The 16521-nt window shown below is 62.1% G+C and carries 13 protein-coding genes; 12 read left to right on the forward strand and 1 reads right to left on the reverse strand.

The window, feature by feature from the left end; all coding sequences use genetic code 11:
* Window positions 1-138: 138 nt before the first annotated feature.
* Window positions 139-726, reverse strand: coding sequence for a L,D-transpeptidase (locus tag IB279_RS16465; protein ID WP_060522029.1), 588 nt, complete (start codon window positions 724-726; stop codon window positions 139-141).
* A 336-nt stretch (window positions 727-1062) separates the two neighbouring features.
* Here IB279_RS16465 and IB279_RS16470 point away from each other — a divergent pair, with 336 nt between their 5' ends.
* The 12 genes from IB279_RS16470 (at window position 1063) to IB279_RS16525 (ending at window position 16420) form a co-directional block, all read left to right on the forward strand.
* Complete coding sequence (locus IB279_RS16470) at window positions 1063-1818, forward strand: SDR family NAD(P)-dependent oxidoreductase (protein WP_090296915.1); 756 nt, start codon at window positions 1063-1065, stop codon at window positions 1816-1818.
* A gap of 180 nt (window positions 1819-1998) precedes the next feature.
* A complete protein-coding gene (locus IB279_RS16475; RefSeq protein ID WP_060530452.1) occupies window positions 1999-3072 on the forward strand; it encodes a LacI family DNA-binding transcriptional regulator in 1074 nt (357 codons plus the stop codon).
* Window positions 3073-3091: 19 nt separating this feature from the next.
* Complete coding sequence (locus IB279_RS16480; protein ID WP_060522032.1) at window positions 3092-3838, forward strand: transporter substrate-binding domain-containing protein; 747 nt, start codon at window positions 3092-3094, stop codon at window positions 3836-3838.
* Between the two features lie 74 nt (window positions 3839-3912).
* Window positions 3913-5568: an amino acid ABC transporter permease gene (locus IB279_RS16485; RefSeq protein ID WP_060530453.1), complete on the forward strand. Its 1656-nt coding sequence runs from the start codon at window positions 3913-3915 to the stop codon at window positions 5566-5568.
* Window positions 5569-5578: 10 nt separating this feature from the next.
* Window positions 5579-6241 carry an SDR family oxidoreductase gene (locus IB279_RS16490; RefSeq protein ID WP_060522034.1) on the forward strand — a complete coding sequence of 221 codons (663 nt, stop codon included), beginning with the start codon at window positions 5579-5581 and terminating at the stop codon, window positions 6239-6241.
* A 12-nt stretch (window positions 6242-6253) separates the two neighbouring features.
* Window positions 6254-9286, forward strand: a complete 3033-nt coding sequence (locus IB279_RS16495) for an aminotransferase class III-fold pyridoxal phosphate-dependent enzyme (protein WP_060601646.1) — start codon at window positions 6254-6256, stop codon at window positions 9284-9286.
* Window positions 9287-9480: 194 nt separating this feature from the next.
* On the forward strand, window positions 9481-10629 hold the full coding sequence (locus IB279_RS16500; protein ID WP_060522036.1) for an ABC transporter ATP-binding protein: 1149 nt from the start codon (window positions 9481-9483) through the stop codon (window positions 10627-10629).
* Between the two features lie 20 nt (window positions 10630-10649).
* Window positions 10650-11879 carry a sugar ABC transporter substrate-binding protein gene (locus IB279_RS16505; RefSeq protein WP_192339357.1) on the forward strand — a complete coding sequence of 410 codons (1230 nt, stop codon included), beginning with the start codon at window positions 10650-10652 and terminating at the stop codon, window positions 11877-11879.
* A 25-nt stretch (window positions 11880-11904) separates the two neighbouring features.
* Window positions 11905-12858, forward strand: a complete 954-nt coding sequence (locus IB279_RS16510) for a carbohydrate ABC transporter permease (protein WP_226020773.1) — start codon at window positions 11905-11907, stop codon at window positions 12856-12858.
* Window positions 12851-13663 carry a carbohydrate ABC transporter permease gene (locus IB279_RS16515; RefSeq protein WP_034805833.1) on the forward strand — a complete coding sequence of 271 codons (813 nt, stop codon included), beginning with the start codon at window positions 12851-12853 and terminating at the stop codon, window positions 13661-13663. Before IB279_RS16510 ends, IB279_RS16515 begins: the two co-directional genes overlap by 8 nt.
* Window positions 13664-13667: 4 nt before the next feature.
* Window positions 13668-15371 carry an amylo-alpha-1,6-glucosidase gene (locus tag IB279_RS16520; RefSeq protein WP_060581000.1) on the forward strand — a complete coding sequence of 568 codons (1704 nt, stop codon included), beginning with the start codon at window positions 13668-13670 and terminating at the stop codon, window positions 15369-15371.
* A gap of 14 nt (window positions 15372-15385) precedes the next feature.
* The gene (locus IB279_RS16525) at window positions 15386-16420 is read left to right on the forward strand and encodes a LacI family DNA-binding transcriptional regulator (RefSeq protein ID WP_034805837.1); all 1035 of its coding nucleotides are present in this window, start codon (window positions 15386-15388) and stop codon (window positions 16418-16420) included.
* Window positions 16421-16521 lie beyond the last annotated feature (101 nt).

Genomic DNA, 16521 nt, shown 5'->3' on the forward strand with positions numbered 1-16521 from the left:
CAGTATTACCGGCAATTCGAGATTCGTCCTAGTGCAGAAATAACACGCTCGTCGGTCGGTTTATCGTTACCGAAGGTTAAATAATCCATCAAAGCGTGCTGACCCTACTCCAATGTGAAACTCAGATAGAGTAGGGCTTCAAATGATCAATACCGGAGTTCCAATTGGCGTGCGGGCGTAAAGATCGACGACGTCATCGTTGGTGAGTCGGATGCAGCCGTTGGAAACTGCCTGGCCTATAGTCCAGGGTGCATTTGTGCCGTGGAGCCGGAACTTGGTGTCCTGTCCGTTGCGATAAAGGTATAGAGCCGACGCCCCTAGCGGGTTGTGAGGGCCGCCTGTAACGCCACCGGCGTATTGCGCCAATTCCGGTTTGCGCCGGATCATGCTTGCGGTCGGCGTCCATGACGGCCACTCGGCCTTTCTGCCGACGACGGCTCGCCCTTTGAGTGTAAGCCCTTCCTCTCCGACGCCGATCCCATAACGCATCGCCCACCCGCCATTTTCGATCGAATAGAGATAGCGTTGCGATGTATCGACGAGAATCGTTCCGGCCGGTTCCTTGCCGTCATACCGGACGTGTCTCTTTCGGTAGCGTGGATCCACGCCCGGTGTACCACCGTACAGCGATGGGAATGAAATGCCCTGCCAGCTTGAACTGCACCCGGCCAGCAAGCCAAGGCTGCTGATAACCAGGGCCCTCCGAGTAATGCGCTGATTGTCCATCTTTACCTGCTGAGAAAAATGGTACACCCCGACTCGCTTTTAGCATTACAATATTTGCCGACAAAGTTCCGATCAGTCAAACTAAACCATGCGTCATCGTACGCGACCGGAACAGGAGATATTTATGCACGCTCCGCGGGAAAGTCCGCGGAAGAATTATGTATTTGTGAGGACGAATCTGAATGGTGCATCGGAACTTCGTTAAAATTGCTGGCGATTTTCGCGACTTTCTGTGGACGGTTGATCGATAAATCTGTGCCGCGCGTCAAATGCATGAAATGATTTGCGATGTCGTGCACGCTCGATTGGTCGAGCGTGACAATTGGAAATGACGGTATGAATTTAGGCTTCACTGGCAAAGTCGCTCTGGTGACAGGCGCCGGTTCAGGAATCGGCGCGGCCGTATGTCGACAACTCGCAGCCGAGGGCGCGGAAGTCATTGCTACCGATGTTGATGCTGACGCAGTGCGTCTTGTCGTCGAAGACATTTGCACGAATGGAGGCAAGGCTCATCACGCCGCGTTGGACGTTGCGGATTCAGGCGCCGTTGAAAGGCTGGTGGCGTTCGCCGTTCAGACTTGTGGCGGCCTCCATCTCGCAGTCAACAATGCCGGGATCGACGGCGTGCGCAAGGCGACTGCCGACTATCCAATCGACAACTGGCACGCGCTGATGGACGTCAACCTTCACGGCGTTTTCTATTGTATGAAGTATGAGATCGCGGCCATGGCGGCGCAGGGTGGAGGGGCGATCGTAAACACGACGTCCATTCTCGGTTCCGTCGCTCTGCCGACAGCCGCCGCTTACACGGCGGCCAAGCACGCAGTGGTCGGGCTGACGAAGGCCGCTGCGATCGAGTATGCCCGCAGCGGTATTCGCATCAATGCCGTTGCGCCCGGCTGGATCGACACGCCGCTATCGACCGAAAATGCCGACGTGGCGAGCAGCAGGCGCATGATGTCGCTGCAGCCGATGGGACGTCGCGGCACCCCGCAGGAAGTCGCGGCTCTGATCTGTTTCCTGTTGTCGGAACAGGCAAGCTTCATCACGGGAAGCGTTCACCTCGTTGATGGCGCCTACACTGCTCACTAGCAGCCGCCGTATTCACCCTTCCAATCATCTCCCCATGGTTCTGGGCACGTAGATGCGCGCGGCCGGCTTCGCGCAAGGCTTGCCGCAAAAGAAGAAATAAAAACGTTTTTATTTTTCTTGAAAACGTTTTTATTGGCTGCTACCTCTATGTTCAGGAGAGGTCGACGCCTGGGAGGGTGCATGGCGACTGAGATGCACAGGGCGCGGCGCGCGCCGACGCCGACGATCAAGACCCTGGCCGAGATGACGGGCTATTCCATCGCAACGATCTCGAAGGCCTTGCGCGAATCTCCCGTGGTCGCGCCGGCGACCAGAGACATCATCTACAAGGCAGCCCGTGAGGTCGGCTATCAGGCCAACGCCCGCGGCATGGCGCTTCGCACCGGCAAGAGCTTTCAGGCCGCCGTACTGATGCCGGTGACCGCGGCACGCGACTATGAATGGGACGGCGTCGAATACACCCAGACCCTGAGTGGCATCAGCCAGGCACTCGATGGCACCGACTACCGCATGTCGGTGCACGTGATCCGCGACGCGGCCGATGGCGCGGACGCGGCGCGCCGCATCGTCGATCAGGGGCTAGCCGATGGCCTGATCTTCTCCGGTATTCTCGCCGATGACCCGCGCATCGACCTGCTCGTCGCTGAGGATTTCCCCTTCGTCTCGATGGGGCGTTGCCGCGGGGATCTCGACTATGCCCATGTCGACATCGACAACGAATGGGCAGCGCATGCGGCGACCGCGCGGCTGATCGCCGGCGGCCACCGGCGGATCGCGCTCGTCAATCCGGAGCGGCGGCTTTCCTACGCGCTCGACAGGATCGACGGTTTCGTCCGGGCGTTTCGCGAGGCCGGCCTGGAAGCCCCGATGGATCTGATTGCCGAAGGCGACCTCTCGACCCATTTCGGCCGGCAGACGGTGATCGATTTCCTGCAGCTCGACGACGCTCCGACCGCCTTCGTCTGCATCAACGAATCCACCACGCTCGGCGTGCTCTCGGGGCTCGGCAGCCTCGGACGCCAGGTCGGCGTCGATGTTGACGTCATCGCCTATGACGACATCAACGTCAGCGCCTACTTCACGCCGCCGATCACGACTTTCTATCAACCGATCGAGGTGCTCGGTCGCACGCTCGGGCAATTCCTGCTGCGCCGTATGGAGGGGGAGGACCCTGGGGTGTTGCGGCAGGTCTTCAGGCCGACACTGATCGCGCGCCAGCCCGATAATCTCGGTGGCCGCCTGATCCAAAGTTAATCATCCAAGGAGGAGAACCATGAAGAAACTGATGATTGCCCTGGCTGTAGCAGCCCTTGCTTCGAGCGTGTCCCACGCCGCCGATCTCGGCGGCAAACTGCTGAAGGTCGGATCCGACACGACCTCGCCGCCGATGGAGAGCATCGATCCGGCAACCGGACAGGTGGTCGGTTTCGATGTCGACGTGGTCAATGCCGTCTGCGCCAAGATCAACTGCCAGGCCGAATTCATCACGACCGGCTGGGACGGCATCTTCGCAGCCCTCGACCAGGGCAGCTTCGACCTCGTCGCCTCCGGCGTCTCGATCACCGAGGAACGCAAGAAGGCGATGGACTTCTCCGATCCGTACATCGTCAACAGCCAGGCTGTGCTGATGCGCGCTGACGACCAGGGCATCACACTCGACGCCTTCAAGGACGCCGGCAGAAAGCTCTCCGCCCAGGCAAACACGACGGACGCCCAGGTCGCCGAAAGCGTCGTCGGCAAAGAGAACGTCGCCGCTTACGACACGTTCAGTGCCGCCATCATCGCGTTGAAAAACAAGGATGTCGACGGCGTCGTCATCAACGGCGCCAATGCGGCTGCCTACGAGCGCGAGTTCGCCGGCGAGCTCGTCGTTGCAATCAAGGACCTCGAATCCGATCCGCTCGGCCTCGTCTTCCGCAAGGGCGACGAGAATGTTGCGGCTTTCAACGAAGGCCTGAAGATGATCAAGGACGACGGCACGCTCGACCAGCTGATCAGCAAATACTGGGGCCTTAAGTAAGCCCAGAGTGCCGATCGGGCCCGGAGCATGCTCCGGGTCCTCCGTCTGTCTAATCTATGCCCCCGGAGGAATGAATGTCGTTCCTGAGAAGCGTGCGTCCGAGCAATCTGATCATCCTGACCGCGCTGCCCTTCATCATCTATCTGTTTATTTCCTCCGGCGACTATCAGCGCTCGCTGCGGGCGATCCTCGGTGTCGAAAACGGTTCGTCGGCCTTCGTGCCTGGCTTTCTGGCGCTGGCGATCGCATTTACTTCGGGCATCGCGGTGCTCGTATTCTCGCGCGCCAAGGCGCCGCGTCCGCGCCTTGCCAATGTGGCGGCGCTGCTCAATCTCGCTGCCGCCGCCGTTCTCGTTATCGGCCACAGTATCCATCCCTTCATCGCGTCCGTCGTCGCCAATGGCGTCGATCCGTTCAAGTCGACATTGATCGCAAAGGGCGTGACGCCGCGGCAATTGACCGAGGCTGCGGATCTCATGGTGCAGGGCGTCGAGGCCTGGCTGTTTCCCGCCTATCTGGGGGTCACGCTGATTGGTCTTGGTCTTCATTTCTGGAGCAGACGTCCCGATGCTCCTCCTGACGGAAGGTCGCGCCGCATCGCGCGCTGGATCATCGGCCTCGTCAACGGTGCGGGTCTCGTCTTCATCTTCTTCTTCGCCCATATCGCCTTTGCGGCCGGTGTGGCGACCACCATCCGCGCGGCGATCGCAGCTTATATCCTGGCGGCGCTCATGGGCCTTGTCTGGGTTGGGCTGTTGCAACTGCACTCGACGGTGAGGACCAGCCTCTATTTTGCGATCGCCACCCTGGTGCTGGCGGTTGCGGCCGGCTGGTTCCTCATGCAGCCGCGCGACACCTACGTGCTCGCCGGCACGCTGGACGGCAAGGTCGGCATCATCACCAATACGCCGGCGGGGCTCATCAGCGCCGTGCGTTTCGGTCAGTATGACGGCGCGCCGCAGACGGAAACGCCGGTCCGCACCTTCGTCGGCCCGACCGAGGCGCTGGCGTCGATCGCCAAGGGCGAGGGCGTTTCCGGGGCCTTGCTGCCGGCTGCCTCCGCTCCGGCAGACATGCCGGTCCTGTGGAAGACCGAGGCGCTCAACGACCGCGACCGTGCCGCCGGTGTCACCGTCGCCGTGCTTGCGATCATCCTTGGCCTTCTCACTTTCGGCGGCTATCTGCACCAGCGCCATCCTCTGGCGATCGGCTCGGAGTTCATCGTCGATACGATCCGCGGCATTCCGATGCTGGTGATCGTGCTTTATGTCGGCCTGCCCTTGAGCGGGGCGTTGAAGGACGCGACGCAAGGGGTGCTCGACCCGCCAAACCTGATGCGCGGCATCGTCGCGATGGCACTCGCCTATTCGGCCTATCTCGCCGAAATCTTCCGCTCGGGCATCAATGCGATCCCGGTCGGCCAGGTCGAAGCGGCGCGCAGCATCGGCCTCAACCGTTGGCAGACGGCGCGTCTCGTCGTGCTGCCGCAGGCTTTCCGCATCATCATCCCGCCGCTTGGCAACGAACTGATCGCGATCCTCAAGGACACGTCGCTGCTGTCGATCCTGTCGATCCGCGACATCACCCAGCGCATGCGGGAGTTCCAGTCGGCAAGCTTCCTGCCGTTCGCGCCCTATAACTCGGCGGCGATCTTCTACATCTTCCTGACGTTGGCGGCGGCCAGCCTCGTCAACATGATCGAGCGGAAATATGACATCAAGCACCGCTAAATCTCGCACGGTGCTGATATCAGGTACCTCCCGCGGCCTCGGCTCGGAACTCGCGCGGCTTTACGCCGAAGACGGCTGGCGGGTGATCGCCTGCCAGCGGGGACCGGTCGCGAGCGAAGGTTCGGCGGATCGGTTGGTGCTGGACGTTGCCGATCCCGCATCGATCGAGGCTCTCGGTCAGTCGCTGCAAGGCGTCGCGATCGATCTGCTGATCAACAATGCGGCCGTGCGCGGCGATACCGGCGGCCTCGCGACGCTTGAACCGGGCGAGTTTCTCGATGTTATGCGCGTCAATGCGCTGGCGCCGCTGCTGGTGACGCGGGCGCTCCTTGCGAACCTGCGCGCCGGCGAACATCGCGTCGTCGCCAATATCAGCAGCCGCGCCGGCTCCCTTGCCGAAGGCACGCTCGACGATGATGACGGCGACTATGCCTATCGCTGCTCCAAGGCGGCCCTGAACATGGCGACGGTCAAGCTGGCGCAGGATCTGAAGGGCGACGGGATTTCCGTCGTCTCGCTGCATCCTGGTTGGGTGCAGACGGATATGGGCGGCAGCGAAGCAGTCGTTTCGGTGGCGACAAGTGCTGCCGGGCTGAAGGCGATCATCGACGGCACAGGTTTGGCCGATAGCGGCAGTTTCCGCGCCTATGACGGGCGCCGGGTTTCGTGGTGACAGGACAGTGAAATGGCAGACAGAGATTTGAGAACCGAGCAGGAATTGGCAACGATCCGGATCTGGCTCATTGAGACCTACGGCATCGAGGCAAGCCTCTCGCCGCTGCAGGGCGAGCACGATCTCAACTATCGTGTCTCGGCTGCCGATGGCCAGGAGTATCTGTTGAAGCTGCACGCTGCCGGCGATGCGGACGAACTCGAGATGCAGATTGCGGTGCTCGAACACATCGCCGCCAAGGATTCGGGGCTGCCGATCTCACGGACGTTTCGCGATCGCTCGGGTGGCGTCACCAGCAAGATCGAACTTCGAGGCTCGCGCACCGCACGGCTGCTCGCCTGGCTGCCCGGCGATATCTGGGCGAAGGCGCCGCTTCGCCACATGGCGAGCGCCGAAAGCCTCGGGCGCCTGCTCGCCGGTCTTGACCGCGGCCTCGAAGATTTCTCCCATGCGGGCGCCAAGCGGCTCTATGCCTGGGACATCGGCCGCGCCGACATGCACGCTTGCCATGTGGAACTGATCGACGGCGCCGACAAGCGGGAAGCGGTTCAGGCGATCCTCGAGCACTTTTCTTCGACGGTCCTTCCGCGTCTTGCCTCCTGCCCGAAGCAGGTCATTCACAACGACGCCAACGACTACAACGTGCTGCTCGACAAGGATGGCGTTGTCAGCGGCTTGCTCGACTTCGGTGATATGGTCGAGACCTGGCGCGTGATCGAGATCGCCGTCGCCTCTGCCTATGCGCTGATCGGGTCTCCCAATCCGGTCGGCACGGTTGCAGCCCTTGCCGGCGCCTACCATCAGGTCAATCCGTTAAGCGAGGCGGAAGTCGACCTGGTCTTCGATCTGGTCAAGACCCGCTATGCCGTCAGCATGTGCATGGCGGCAAAGCAGATCCGGGACAATCCTGAGAATACCTATCTGCTCGTCAGCCAGGAGGATGTCTGGCGCGAGCTCAATCGTCTGCAGGGCGAAAACCGCGCAATCGCCATCGCGCGCATCCGCGATGCCTGCGGCTTTGCGCCGATCCCGCATGCCGCGGCCGTGGTTCGCTGGCTCGAAAAGAACGCGCATGACTTCGCGCCGATCGTTCGGCCCTCGGTCAAAAAACCGAAGGTGACGGTGTTCGATTTCTCCGCCGCCGGCCCGGAGGCCGCGCGATGGTCAAGCCTCGATGCGGCGGAAGCTGAAGCCCGCATCATGGCCCAGATCGGCAGCGAAGGCGCCGCCTTCGGCATCGGCCTCTACGGCGAGGATCGCGGGATCTACCAGGGCGACGCCTATGAGACCGCGATCGAAGGCGCGCGGCGCTCGGTGCATCTCGGCGTCGACATCTTCGCGCCGGCGGGCGAGCCGGTCTCGGCACCCTTCGCCGGCAAGGTCGCCTACATACACGACGACGCGGTTGCCTTTGGTTTCGGTCCGACCGTACTTCTCGAGCACGAGGTCGAAGGCGGTCTGCGCTTCTGGACGCTCTACGGTCATCTTTCGCGCAACAGCGTTGCCAAGCTCGCCAAGGGGCAGGCGATCGCCAAGGGCGAGGTTTTTGCCGCCTTCGGTTCCGCTGACGAAAACGGCAACTGGGCGCCGCATCTGCATTTCCAGATCGTCACCGATCATCTCGGTCTCGCCGGACAGATGCATGGCGTCGGCGTGCGCGATCAATGGCAGGTCTGGCGCGAAGTGAGCCCGGACCCGAGCGTCGTGCTTGGCCTTTCGGTGCCGGTCTCTGTGATCGTCCCGCGCGACAAGGCCTTTCTTGTGCGTGAACGCCATCGTCGCATTGGTCGGTCGCTGAGCATCGCCTATAGCGCGACACCCTTGAAGATCGTCGGTGGCGAGGGCGCGCATCTGATCGACGAGGACGGCACGCGCTGGCTCGACATGGTCAACAATGTCTGCCACGTCGGCCATTGCCACCCGCGCGTCGTCAAGGCCGCACAGGCGCAGATGCAGCGGCTGAACACCAATTCGCGCTACCTGCACGATTCGCTGGTCGAATATTCCCGCAGGCTCGCCGCGCAGTTTCCCGATCCGCTCAACGTCTGCTTCTTCGTCAATTCCGGCAGCGAGGCGAACGACCTCGCGATCCGGCTGGCGCGTGCCTATACCGGCAATCGCGACATCATCACCGTCGACCACGCCTATCACGGCCACCTGTCGAGCCTGATCGACGTCAGCCCCTACAAGTTCGCCGGCAAGGGCGGGGAGGGGCAGGCGTTGCATGTGAGGGTCGCCGAGATGCCGGACCTCTATCGCGGGCGCTATCGCTATGGTGACGCGGATGCGGGCCGGAAATATGCCGAGGATGTGCGCAACCAGGTTGCGGCTCTTGCTGCCGATGGTCGCCGCCCGGCGCTTTTCTTCAGCGAAGGCATTCTTGGGACCGGTGGGCAATTGTCGCTTCCGGAAAGGTATCTGCGCGAAGCCTATGCGCATGTGCGCGCCGCCGGCGGCCTCTGCCTCGCCGACGAGGTGCAGGTGGGCTTCGGCCGCGTGGGCAGCCACATGTGGGCGCATGAACTCCAGGGCGTCGTGCCTGACATCGTCACCATGGGCAAGCCGATAGGCAACGGCCACCCGATGGCGGCCGTCGTCACGACCGAAGCGATCGCGGCCTCCTTTGCCAACGGCATGGAGTATTTCAACACCTTCGGCGGCAATCCGGTCTCGGCCGAGATCGGCCTTGCCGTGCTCGATGTCATCCGCGACGAGCGGCTAATGAACCATTGCCGCGTCGTCGGTGACAGGCTGATGGACGGGGCGCGGACGCTCGCCGGCAAACACGCGATCATCGGTGATGTCAGAGGCCACGGCCTCTTCAACGGCATCGAACTGGTGCGCAACCGCGAGACGCTGGAGCCGGCAGCGCGCGAGCTTGATTTCGTCATTGCCGAGATGAAGCGCAAGCACCGCATTCTCTTGAGCAGCGAGGGACCGCACCACAATGTGCTGAAGGTGAAGCCGCCGGCGCCCTTCAGCGCCGAGGATTGCGACCGCTTCCTCGATGCGCTGGACGATACGCTTCAGCGTCTAAGCGTCTGAGACAAAAGACCAAAAACGGCCGCCTCCGGGCGGCCGTTTTGTCATTGCTCTCTGCTCTCAACAGCAAAATCGGATCGATGCGATTTTCCGCTTTACAAGAAAGTTAAACGTTTTTATCGTGCATATAAACGTTTAACTTGGTGCTGCAACTCGGCCGTTGGCCGCAGCAGTGCTCCGCCGGCAGGGAGGGCCCGTTGGCAGCGATCCGCATCGACAATTTGCGCAAAGGCTTTGGTTCGCTCGAAGTCTTGAAGGGTATCAACCTCGATATCGCCGACGGCGAGTTCGTCTGCTTCCTCGGTCCGTCCGGCTGCGGCAAGAGCACGCTGCTGCGCTCGATCGCCGGCCTCGAGGATCTCGACGGCGGCTCGATCCATCTCGGCGATCGCGATATCACCGACGTCGCTTCGGCCAAGCGCGACATCGCCATGGTCTTCCAGAACTACGCGCTTTATCCGCACATGAACGTGCGCAAGAACCTGTCCTTCGGTCTGGCGCTGAACGGCATGAAACGCGACGAGATCGACCGCCGCGTCGAGAGCGCTGCCGACATCCTGCGCATCAAGGAACTGCTGGCCCGCAAGCCGCGCCAGCTTTCCGGCGGCCAGCGCCAGCGGGTGGCGATCGGCCGCGCGATCGTGCGTGAGCCAAAGCTCTTCCTGCTCGACGAGCCGCTGTCGAACCTCGACGCGGGCCTGCGCGTCACCATGCGCGTCGAACTTGCGGCGCTGCATGAACGTCTCGGCGTGACGATGATCTATGTGACCCACGACCAGGTGGAAGCGATGACGCTGTCCGATCGTGTCGTTGTGCTCGACAAGGGCAAGGTCAGCCAGTTCGGTACGCCGCTCGAACTCTTCTATCAGCCGGCCAACCTGTTCGTCGCCGGCTTCATCGGCTCGCCGCGCATGAACTTCGTGACCACCGAAGTGACGTCGCAGGTCGATACGGCGGTGACGCTCAACGGCGGTGGTCTCGCCCATCCGCTCACGCTCGAAATGCTCTCGGCCGCACCGGTCGCCAAGCCCAAGTCGGTGACGCTCGGCATTCGCCCGGACAAGATCGAGCTGGTTTCGGCCGAGGAGGGTCACCTCGTCGGCGACGTGCGCCTCGTCGAGCGGCTCGGCACGGAAAGCCACGTCCATATCAGCCTTCAGAATGGTGGCGACATGACCGCGGTCGTGCGCGGCACGCATCCGGTTTCCGCCCGCGAGCGCGTGCATCTGCGTCTGCCGGCCGAGCATTGCCATCTGTTCGACGGCGATGGCCAGGCGGTTGCCCGACGTCTCGATGGCGAGACGCAGGCGCTCATCAATCAGGAAAAGGCAAAGCGGGTCGCGTAACCCGAAGGAGGAGGAGAAACATGCTCAACAGGAAGTCGATCATCGGCTCGCTGATGGTTCTGGCGATCGCCGGAACCGCCACGGCTCGCGCAGAAGAGACCTTGCGTTTTGCGACCTGGGATACGGACGAAAGCCTGGCGATCCAGCAGGAAATCGCCAAGAAGTTCGAGGAAAAGCATCCAGGCGTGAAGGTTCAGGTCGAACCCTACGCCGATGGCTACGATCAGAAGCTGATCGCCGCCTTCGGTGCCGGCAACCCGCCTGATGTCATGTATATGTGGAACTTCCCGCAATACTACACGTCGCTGAAGCCGCTCGACGATCTGATCGCCAAGGATGCGGCCGAGATCAAGCCGGACGATTTCCCGAAGGGCCTGATGAACACGGTTCGTGTCGAGGGCAAGACCTACGGCATGCCGTCGGGCTTCACCACCCAGGTGGTGTTCTACAACAAGGACATGTTCGCCAGGGCCGGCGTCGAGGAACCGAAGGACGGCTGGACCTGGGACGACCTGCGCGCCAAGGCTGCCAAGTTCCGCGACGAGCCAAACAAGGTCTACGGCTTTGCCGTCGACGCCAAGCCCGACCCTTATGATTTCGAGCAGTTCCTCTGGTCGAACGGCACCAAGTACATTTCCGACGATGGCAAAAAGATCGACGGCTACATGAACAGCGACGCCGCCGCCCAAGTCCTCGACATGTTCGGCGACATGGCCAAGAAGCAGGAAGCGATCACGCTGAACCTCGGCGACGACACGTCGGGCAGCACGCTGTTCAAGGGCGGCAAGATCGCGATGTTCCAGAGCGCCATGTGGTCGAAGTCCGGCATCGATGCATCCGGCATCAAGTATGGCGTAGCACCACTGCCGAAGTTCGGCGACAAGACCGCCCACTCGGCGCTCGGCGTTTCGGCGATCTCGATCGCCAAGGATGCGGCCCATCCGGACCTCGCCTGGGAATTCGTCAAGTTCTTCTCCTCGCCGGAAGCGGTTGCCACGCGCATCAACGACCTGCCGGTGCGCACCAGCGTTGCGGAAGAAAAGGGCATGACCAAGGACCCGATCTACAAGCCGTTCTTCGACATTCTCGCGACCTCCAACACCGAAACCCATGCGTTCCTGAAGAACGCCAACTGGGGCAAGGTCCAGGACAATCTCGCTCGCGCCATCGAGGCGACGATGATCGACCAGGGCAATGCCAAGCAGCATCTCGACGAGGCGGTTGCCCGCTCGAAGCGGCTGATCAAGTAAGACAAGGGAGCCCGGGGAGATGGACATGACCTATGCAACAGCCGCAGTGCCGGCCGCGGCCAAGCGCAAGCGCTCGGCCTTCGCCCGCCACATCGCGGCCTATCTGTTCATTTCCCCGTGGATCCTCGGGTTTCTGTTCTTCACGCTTGGCCCGCTCGTCTTCTCGTTGACAATGAGCTTCTACGACTGGCCCGTCGTCGGTGAACGCACGTTCGTCGGGCTCGAAAACTATCGTTCCATGCTGTTCGAGGATCCGCAGTTCTGGGAAAGCCTCTGGATTACGGTCAAGTTTGCGGCAATCTATGTGCCGTTCAACATCGTCATGTCGTTCCTGCTGGCGCTGATGTTGCATAACATTACCTTCGCCAGCGGCTTCTTCCGCACCGCCTTCTACCTGCCGAGCGTCATTTCCGGCGTCGCGCTGGTGACGATCTGGAGCTGGATCTACAGCCGGGAATACGGGCTTTTGAACTTCATGCTCTCCTTCGTCGGCATCGACGGGCCGAACTGGCTCGGCGATCCCAACCTCGCGATCGTCGCCATCATCATCGCCAGCCTCTGGGGGCTCGGCGGCACGATGCTGATCCTCTTGACGGGCCTGACAGCCATCCCGAAGGAGCTCTACGAGGCCGCAACCGTTTCGGGCGTTCCCGGCTGGGCGCAGATGGTCTTCATCACCCTGCCGATGCTCGGGCCGATGCTGCTCTTCACCTTCATCACCTCGATCATCTCGGCCTTCCAGCAGCTGACGATCGCGCTGCTTCTGACCAAGGGCGGACCGCTCGGCTCCACCTATTTCTTCGCCATGTACATCTACGACAACGCCTTCAAGTATTTCGACATGGGCTATGCCGCCGCCGGCTCCTGGGTGATGTTCATCATCGTGCTCCTGCTCAGCCTCGGCGTCATGCGCTGGTCGGCTGCCTGGGTCTATTACGAAGGCGAAGTCCGCCAGAACGATGGAGAGCACAATGCGTAAGACGCTGCTCTATTCCGCGCTCATCCTGCTCTCGGCGCTGTTCATCGCGCCGTTCTACTGGACCTTCATGACGGCGATCAAAAGCTCCGCCGAGCTCTACCAGTTCCCGCCAGTCTTCTGGCCGTCTGAATGGCACTGGGAGAACTTTGCCGCCGCCTGGAACAAGCAGCCCTTCGGCACCTACCTCACCAATTCGGTGATCGTCGTGGTGCTGTCGACGATCGGCCAGCTGATCTCGTCGTCGCTGGTTGCCTATGGCTTTGCCCGCTTCCGCTTCCCCGGCCGCGACCCGCTGTTCATCCTGCTGCTCGCCACCATGATGATCCCGTGGGACGTGAAGATGATCCCGCTCTACATGGAGTTCAACCTGCTCGGCTGGATCAACACGCTGAAGCCCTTGATCGTGCCCGCCTATTTCGCCGATGCTTTCTTCGTCTTCCTTTTGCGCCAGTACATCATGACTGTGCCCATGGAGATCGACGAGGCGGCCCGCATGGATGGCGCCAACGCTTTCGACATCTACTGGCGCATCCATCTGCCGCTGATGATGCCGGCCCTGGTGCTGGTCGGCACCTTCCACTTCATGAATGCCTGGAACGACTATCTCGGCCCGTTGATCTTCCTCAACGACCAGTCGAAATACACCCTCACGCTCGGCCTCTCCATGTTCAAGGGCCTGCACGAGGTGGACGTGACCTCGATCGCCGCGATCACGGTCATCCTCTGCCTGCCGCCGCTCGCCCTCTTCTTCGTCGCCCAGCGCTACATCATGGATGGCGCAGTCGGCTCGTCGGTGAAGGGATAACGGCATGCTGTTCGACATCGATACCGTGCCCTTCAGCCGCAGGGGCCGGTTCCTGACGCTCTCGATGATGCGCGTGCCGGGCCGCGACGGCGAGCGGGCACTTTATCTCCGCCACGTGGCAGGCGGCGACGAGCGGCCATCGCTCGGTCGCCTCTGCCGCGTGGAATTTCTCGATGCGGAAGGCAGGGCCGTGGCCCCGGTGCTCGTGCTTTCACCCGAACGACTCGACGCACGCGTCGGTGACGGCGAAGTCACCTTCGTCATCGGCGAAGGGGAGCGGCTGCACATATCCGGCAGACAAGCCGGCGTGCGCTTTCATCTCGAAGGCTCGCGTTACGATTATGTCTACCGCACGCCGAACGGAGAGGATTGCCTCGTCGCTGCGGTCGAAAACGTCAAGTTCATCCCGCGGGCGATCACCGGCGACCTGAAGGTCACCGGCGCCTGGCAGCGCGATCATTCCGAAGACGTGTCCTTCGCCTTTTCGGGGACCGGTGCCTTCGAGGGCAATGTCGACTTCTTCCGCACCGTGTTGCCGGCTGATCGGCCCGGTCGGTTCGCCGAGGCGCTTTCGGATGCGAAGGCAGAATTCTCTGTGTGGCACGCGCGCGTTCCCGGAGGTGTTGACGGCCAGGGCGAGGCGCATCGGCTGGCAAGCTATCTGCTCTGGGCGAACGGCGTGCCGGCCGGTGGCGCGTTGACGCGGCCGGCGATCTACATGTCCAAGAACCACATGATCAACATCTGGAGCTGGGACAACGCCTTTTCGGCGCTGGGCGTTGCGGCCTTCGATCAGGATCTCGCCTTCGATCAGTTCGCAGCAATCTTCGACCACCAGGACGCCTCCGGCCTGCTGCCGGATTACATCAACGACCGCGACGTGCTCTTTGCCTTCACCAAGCCGCCGGTGCACGGTTGGGCGGTGTCGCTGATCGCAGCTGCCAATCCGGGCTTCCTGACAGCGGAGCGCAAGTCCTACCTGCGCGACGCCATCGGCCGACAGGTCGATTACTGGCTGACCCATGGACGCAAAGATGCCACGAGCCTGCCGTCCTATTTCCACGGCAACGACAGCGGCTGGGACAACGCCACCTTCTTTGCCGAAGGCGGCCCGGTGATCTCGCCGGATCTGCCGGTTTTCCTGATCCTTGCCTGCGAGGCATTGGCCGAGCTTCTTGAAGACGATCGAGAACGCCGGGCGGTGTGGCGGCAGAAGGCAGACGACCTGCAGGTGCTGCTGTTCGAGCGCCTCTGGACCGGCGACACCTTTGGCGCCCGGCTCGCTGCGGATCCGGAGCGGATACTGCCGGGCGAAAACCTCATCCAGTTCATGCCGCTGCTGCTCGGTTCGCGGCTGACGCCCGACATGCGCGAGAAGCTGGTCGCGCGGCTCGTCGCTGGCGGCTTCATCACCGAATGGGGCCCGGCGACGGAAAGCCCGAAGAGTTCCTTCTACGAAGACGACGGTTACTGGCGCGGGCCGATTTGGGCGCCGACCACACTGCTTCTCTGGGATGGACTGCGCCGGCAAGGGAAGATTGAGCTCGCGCGCGAAGTCGCGGAAAAGTTCTGTTCACTTGCGAGCAAAAGCGGTATGGCCGAAAACTTCGACGCGCGCTCGGGGAGGGGCCTTCGCGATCGCGCGTTCGCCTGGACATCCGCAGTCTATCTTGTGCTGGCAGCATCGCTCAGCGCTGACAACCCGTGACGAGCAGAACCGCCATGCAGAGACCGACGATCAAGACCATTGCGCAGGAGACGGGGCTTTCCATCGCCACCGTTTCCAAGGCCCTGAAGCATTCGCCTCAGGTTCGTCCGGAGACGCGCGCGATCGTGATCGAAGCGGCGGAACGCGTCGGCTACGAACTGAACATGCATGGCGTGCAGTTACGCACCGGCAAGACCTATCAGGTCGCAGCCATCATGACCGCGCCGGGTCCGAAGCAGAACGAATGGGAAGGCGTCGAATACGCCCAGCTCCTGAGCGGCATTTCCTGGGCGCTGGAAGACAGTCCCTATCGCGTCTCGCTCTATGCGGTCCGCAATTTCGAGGAGAGCCAGGCGGTCATCAAGCAGATCGTTTCGCTGAAGAAGGCCGATGGCATCATCATCTCGGGCACCCGCGCCGACGATCCCCGCATCCGCACGATGCAGGCGGCCGATTTCCCCTTCGTCACCTATGGCACCAGCATTCACAATGCGCCGCATGCCTATGTCGATGCCGACAACGAGCAGATGATCCGGGTGTCGATGGCGCGGCTCACCGAGCGCGGTCATCGCCGCATCGCGCTGCTCAACCCGCTCTCGGACTTAAGCTACGGCATCACCCGGCACGAAGCCTACAGGCATGCGCTTGATGTCGCGGGGCTTCCCTATGATCCGGCGCTCGTCGCCCATGGCCGTCTGACGCCGGCTTTCGGCCGCGAGAACGTGCTGACCATGTCGGAGCTCGGCAACCCGCCGACCGCCTATATCTGCGCCAATGAAGCCTCCGCGCTCGGCGCCTTCTCGGGCTTCCACGAGCGCGGGCTGGTGCATGGCCGCGATGCGGTGATCAACGCCACCGACGATCTCAACGTCAGCCAGTATTTCGCGCCGCCGATCACCACCTATTACCTGCCGATCAGCGAGCCGAGCAGCCTGCTCGGCGCCTATATCCTCAGGCGCATGGAGGGTGAGCCGCCGGAAGCGCTGCAGACGCTGCTCATGCCGAACCTGATCGAGCGTTGCGACGACCGCTTGAACCCGAACCGTTGACGAATTTCACGCCCGCTCAGGGCGCTCATTCATGCCCTTGAATATAAACGTTTATATTCGAGGGCGCACAGACAAAACCCGAGGTCGGACCCAACCGGCCG

This window comes from Ensifer sp. ENS06, from assembly GCF_014852205.1.
Lineage (GTDB): Bacteria > Pseudomonadota > Alphaproteobacteria > Rhizobiales > Rhizobiaceae > Ensifer > Ensifer adhaerens.

Coding starts and splice junctions, on each gene's coding strand:
- IB279_RS16510 (WP_226020773.1), top strand. CDS start 11,905: ATGACCTATGCAACAGCCGCAGTGCCGGCCGCGGCCAAGCGCAAGCGC.
- IB279_RS16470 (WP_090296915.1), top strand. CDS start 1,063: ATGAATTTAGGCTTCACTGGCAAAGTCGCTCTGGTGACAGGCGCCGGT.
- IB279_RS16525 (WP_034805837.1), top strand. CDS start 15,386: ATGCAGAGACCGACGATCAAGACCATTGCGCAGGAGACGGGGCTTTCC.
- IB279_RS16485 (WP_060530453.1), top strand. CDS start 3,913: ATGTCGTTCCTGAGAAGCGTGCGTCCGAGCAATCTGATCATCCTGACC.
- IB279_RS16520 (WP_060581000.1), top strand. CDS start 13,668: ATGCTGTTCGACATCGATACCGTGCCCTTCAGCCGCAGGGGCCGGTTC.
- IB279_RS16465 (WP_060522029.1), bottom strand. CDS start 726: ATGGACAATCAGCGCATTACTCGGAGGGCCCTGGTTATCAGCAGCCTT.
- IB279_RS16475 (WP_060530452.1), top strand. CDS start 1,999: ATGGCGACTGAGATGCACAGGGCGCGGCGCGCGCCGACGCCGACGATC.
- IB279_RS16480 (WP_060522032.1), top strand. CDS start 3,092: ATGAAGAAACTGATGATTGCCCTGGCTGTAGCAGCCCTTGCTTCGAGC.
- IB279_RS16515 (WP_034805833.1), top strand. CDS start 12,851: ATGCGTAAGACGCTGCTCTATTCCGCGCTCATCCTGCTCTCGGCGCTG.
- IB279_RS16495 (WP_060601646.1), top strand. CDS start 6,254: ATGGCAGACAGAGATTTGAGAACCGAGCAGGAATTGGCAACGATCCGG.
- IB279_RS16505 (WP_192339357.1), top strand. CDS start 10,650: ATGCTCAACAGGAAGTCGATCATCGGCTCGCTGATGGTTCTGGCGATC.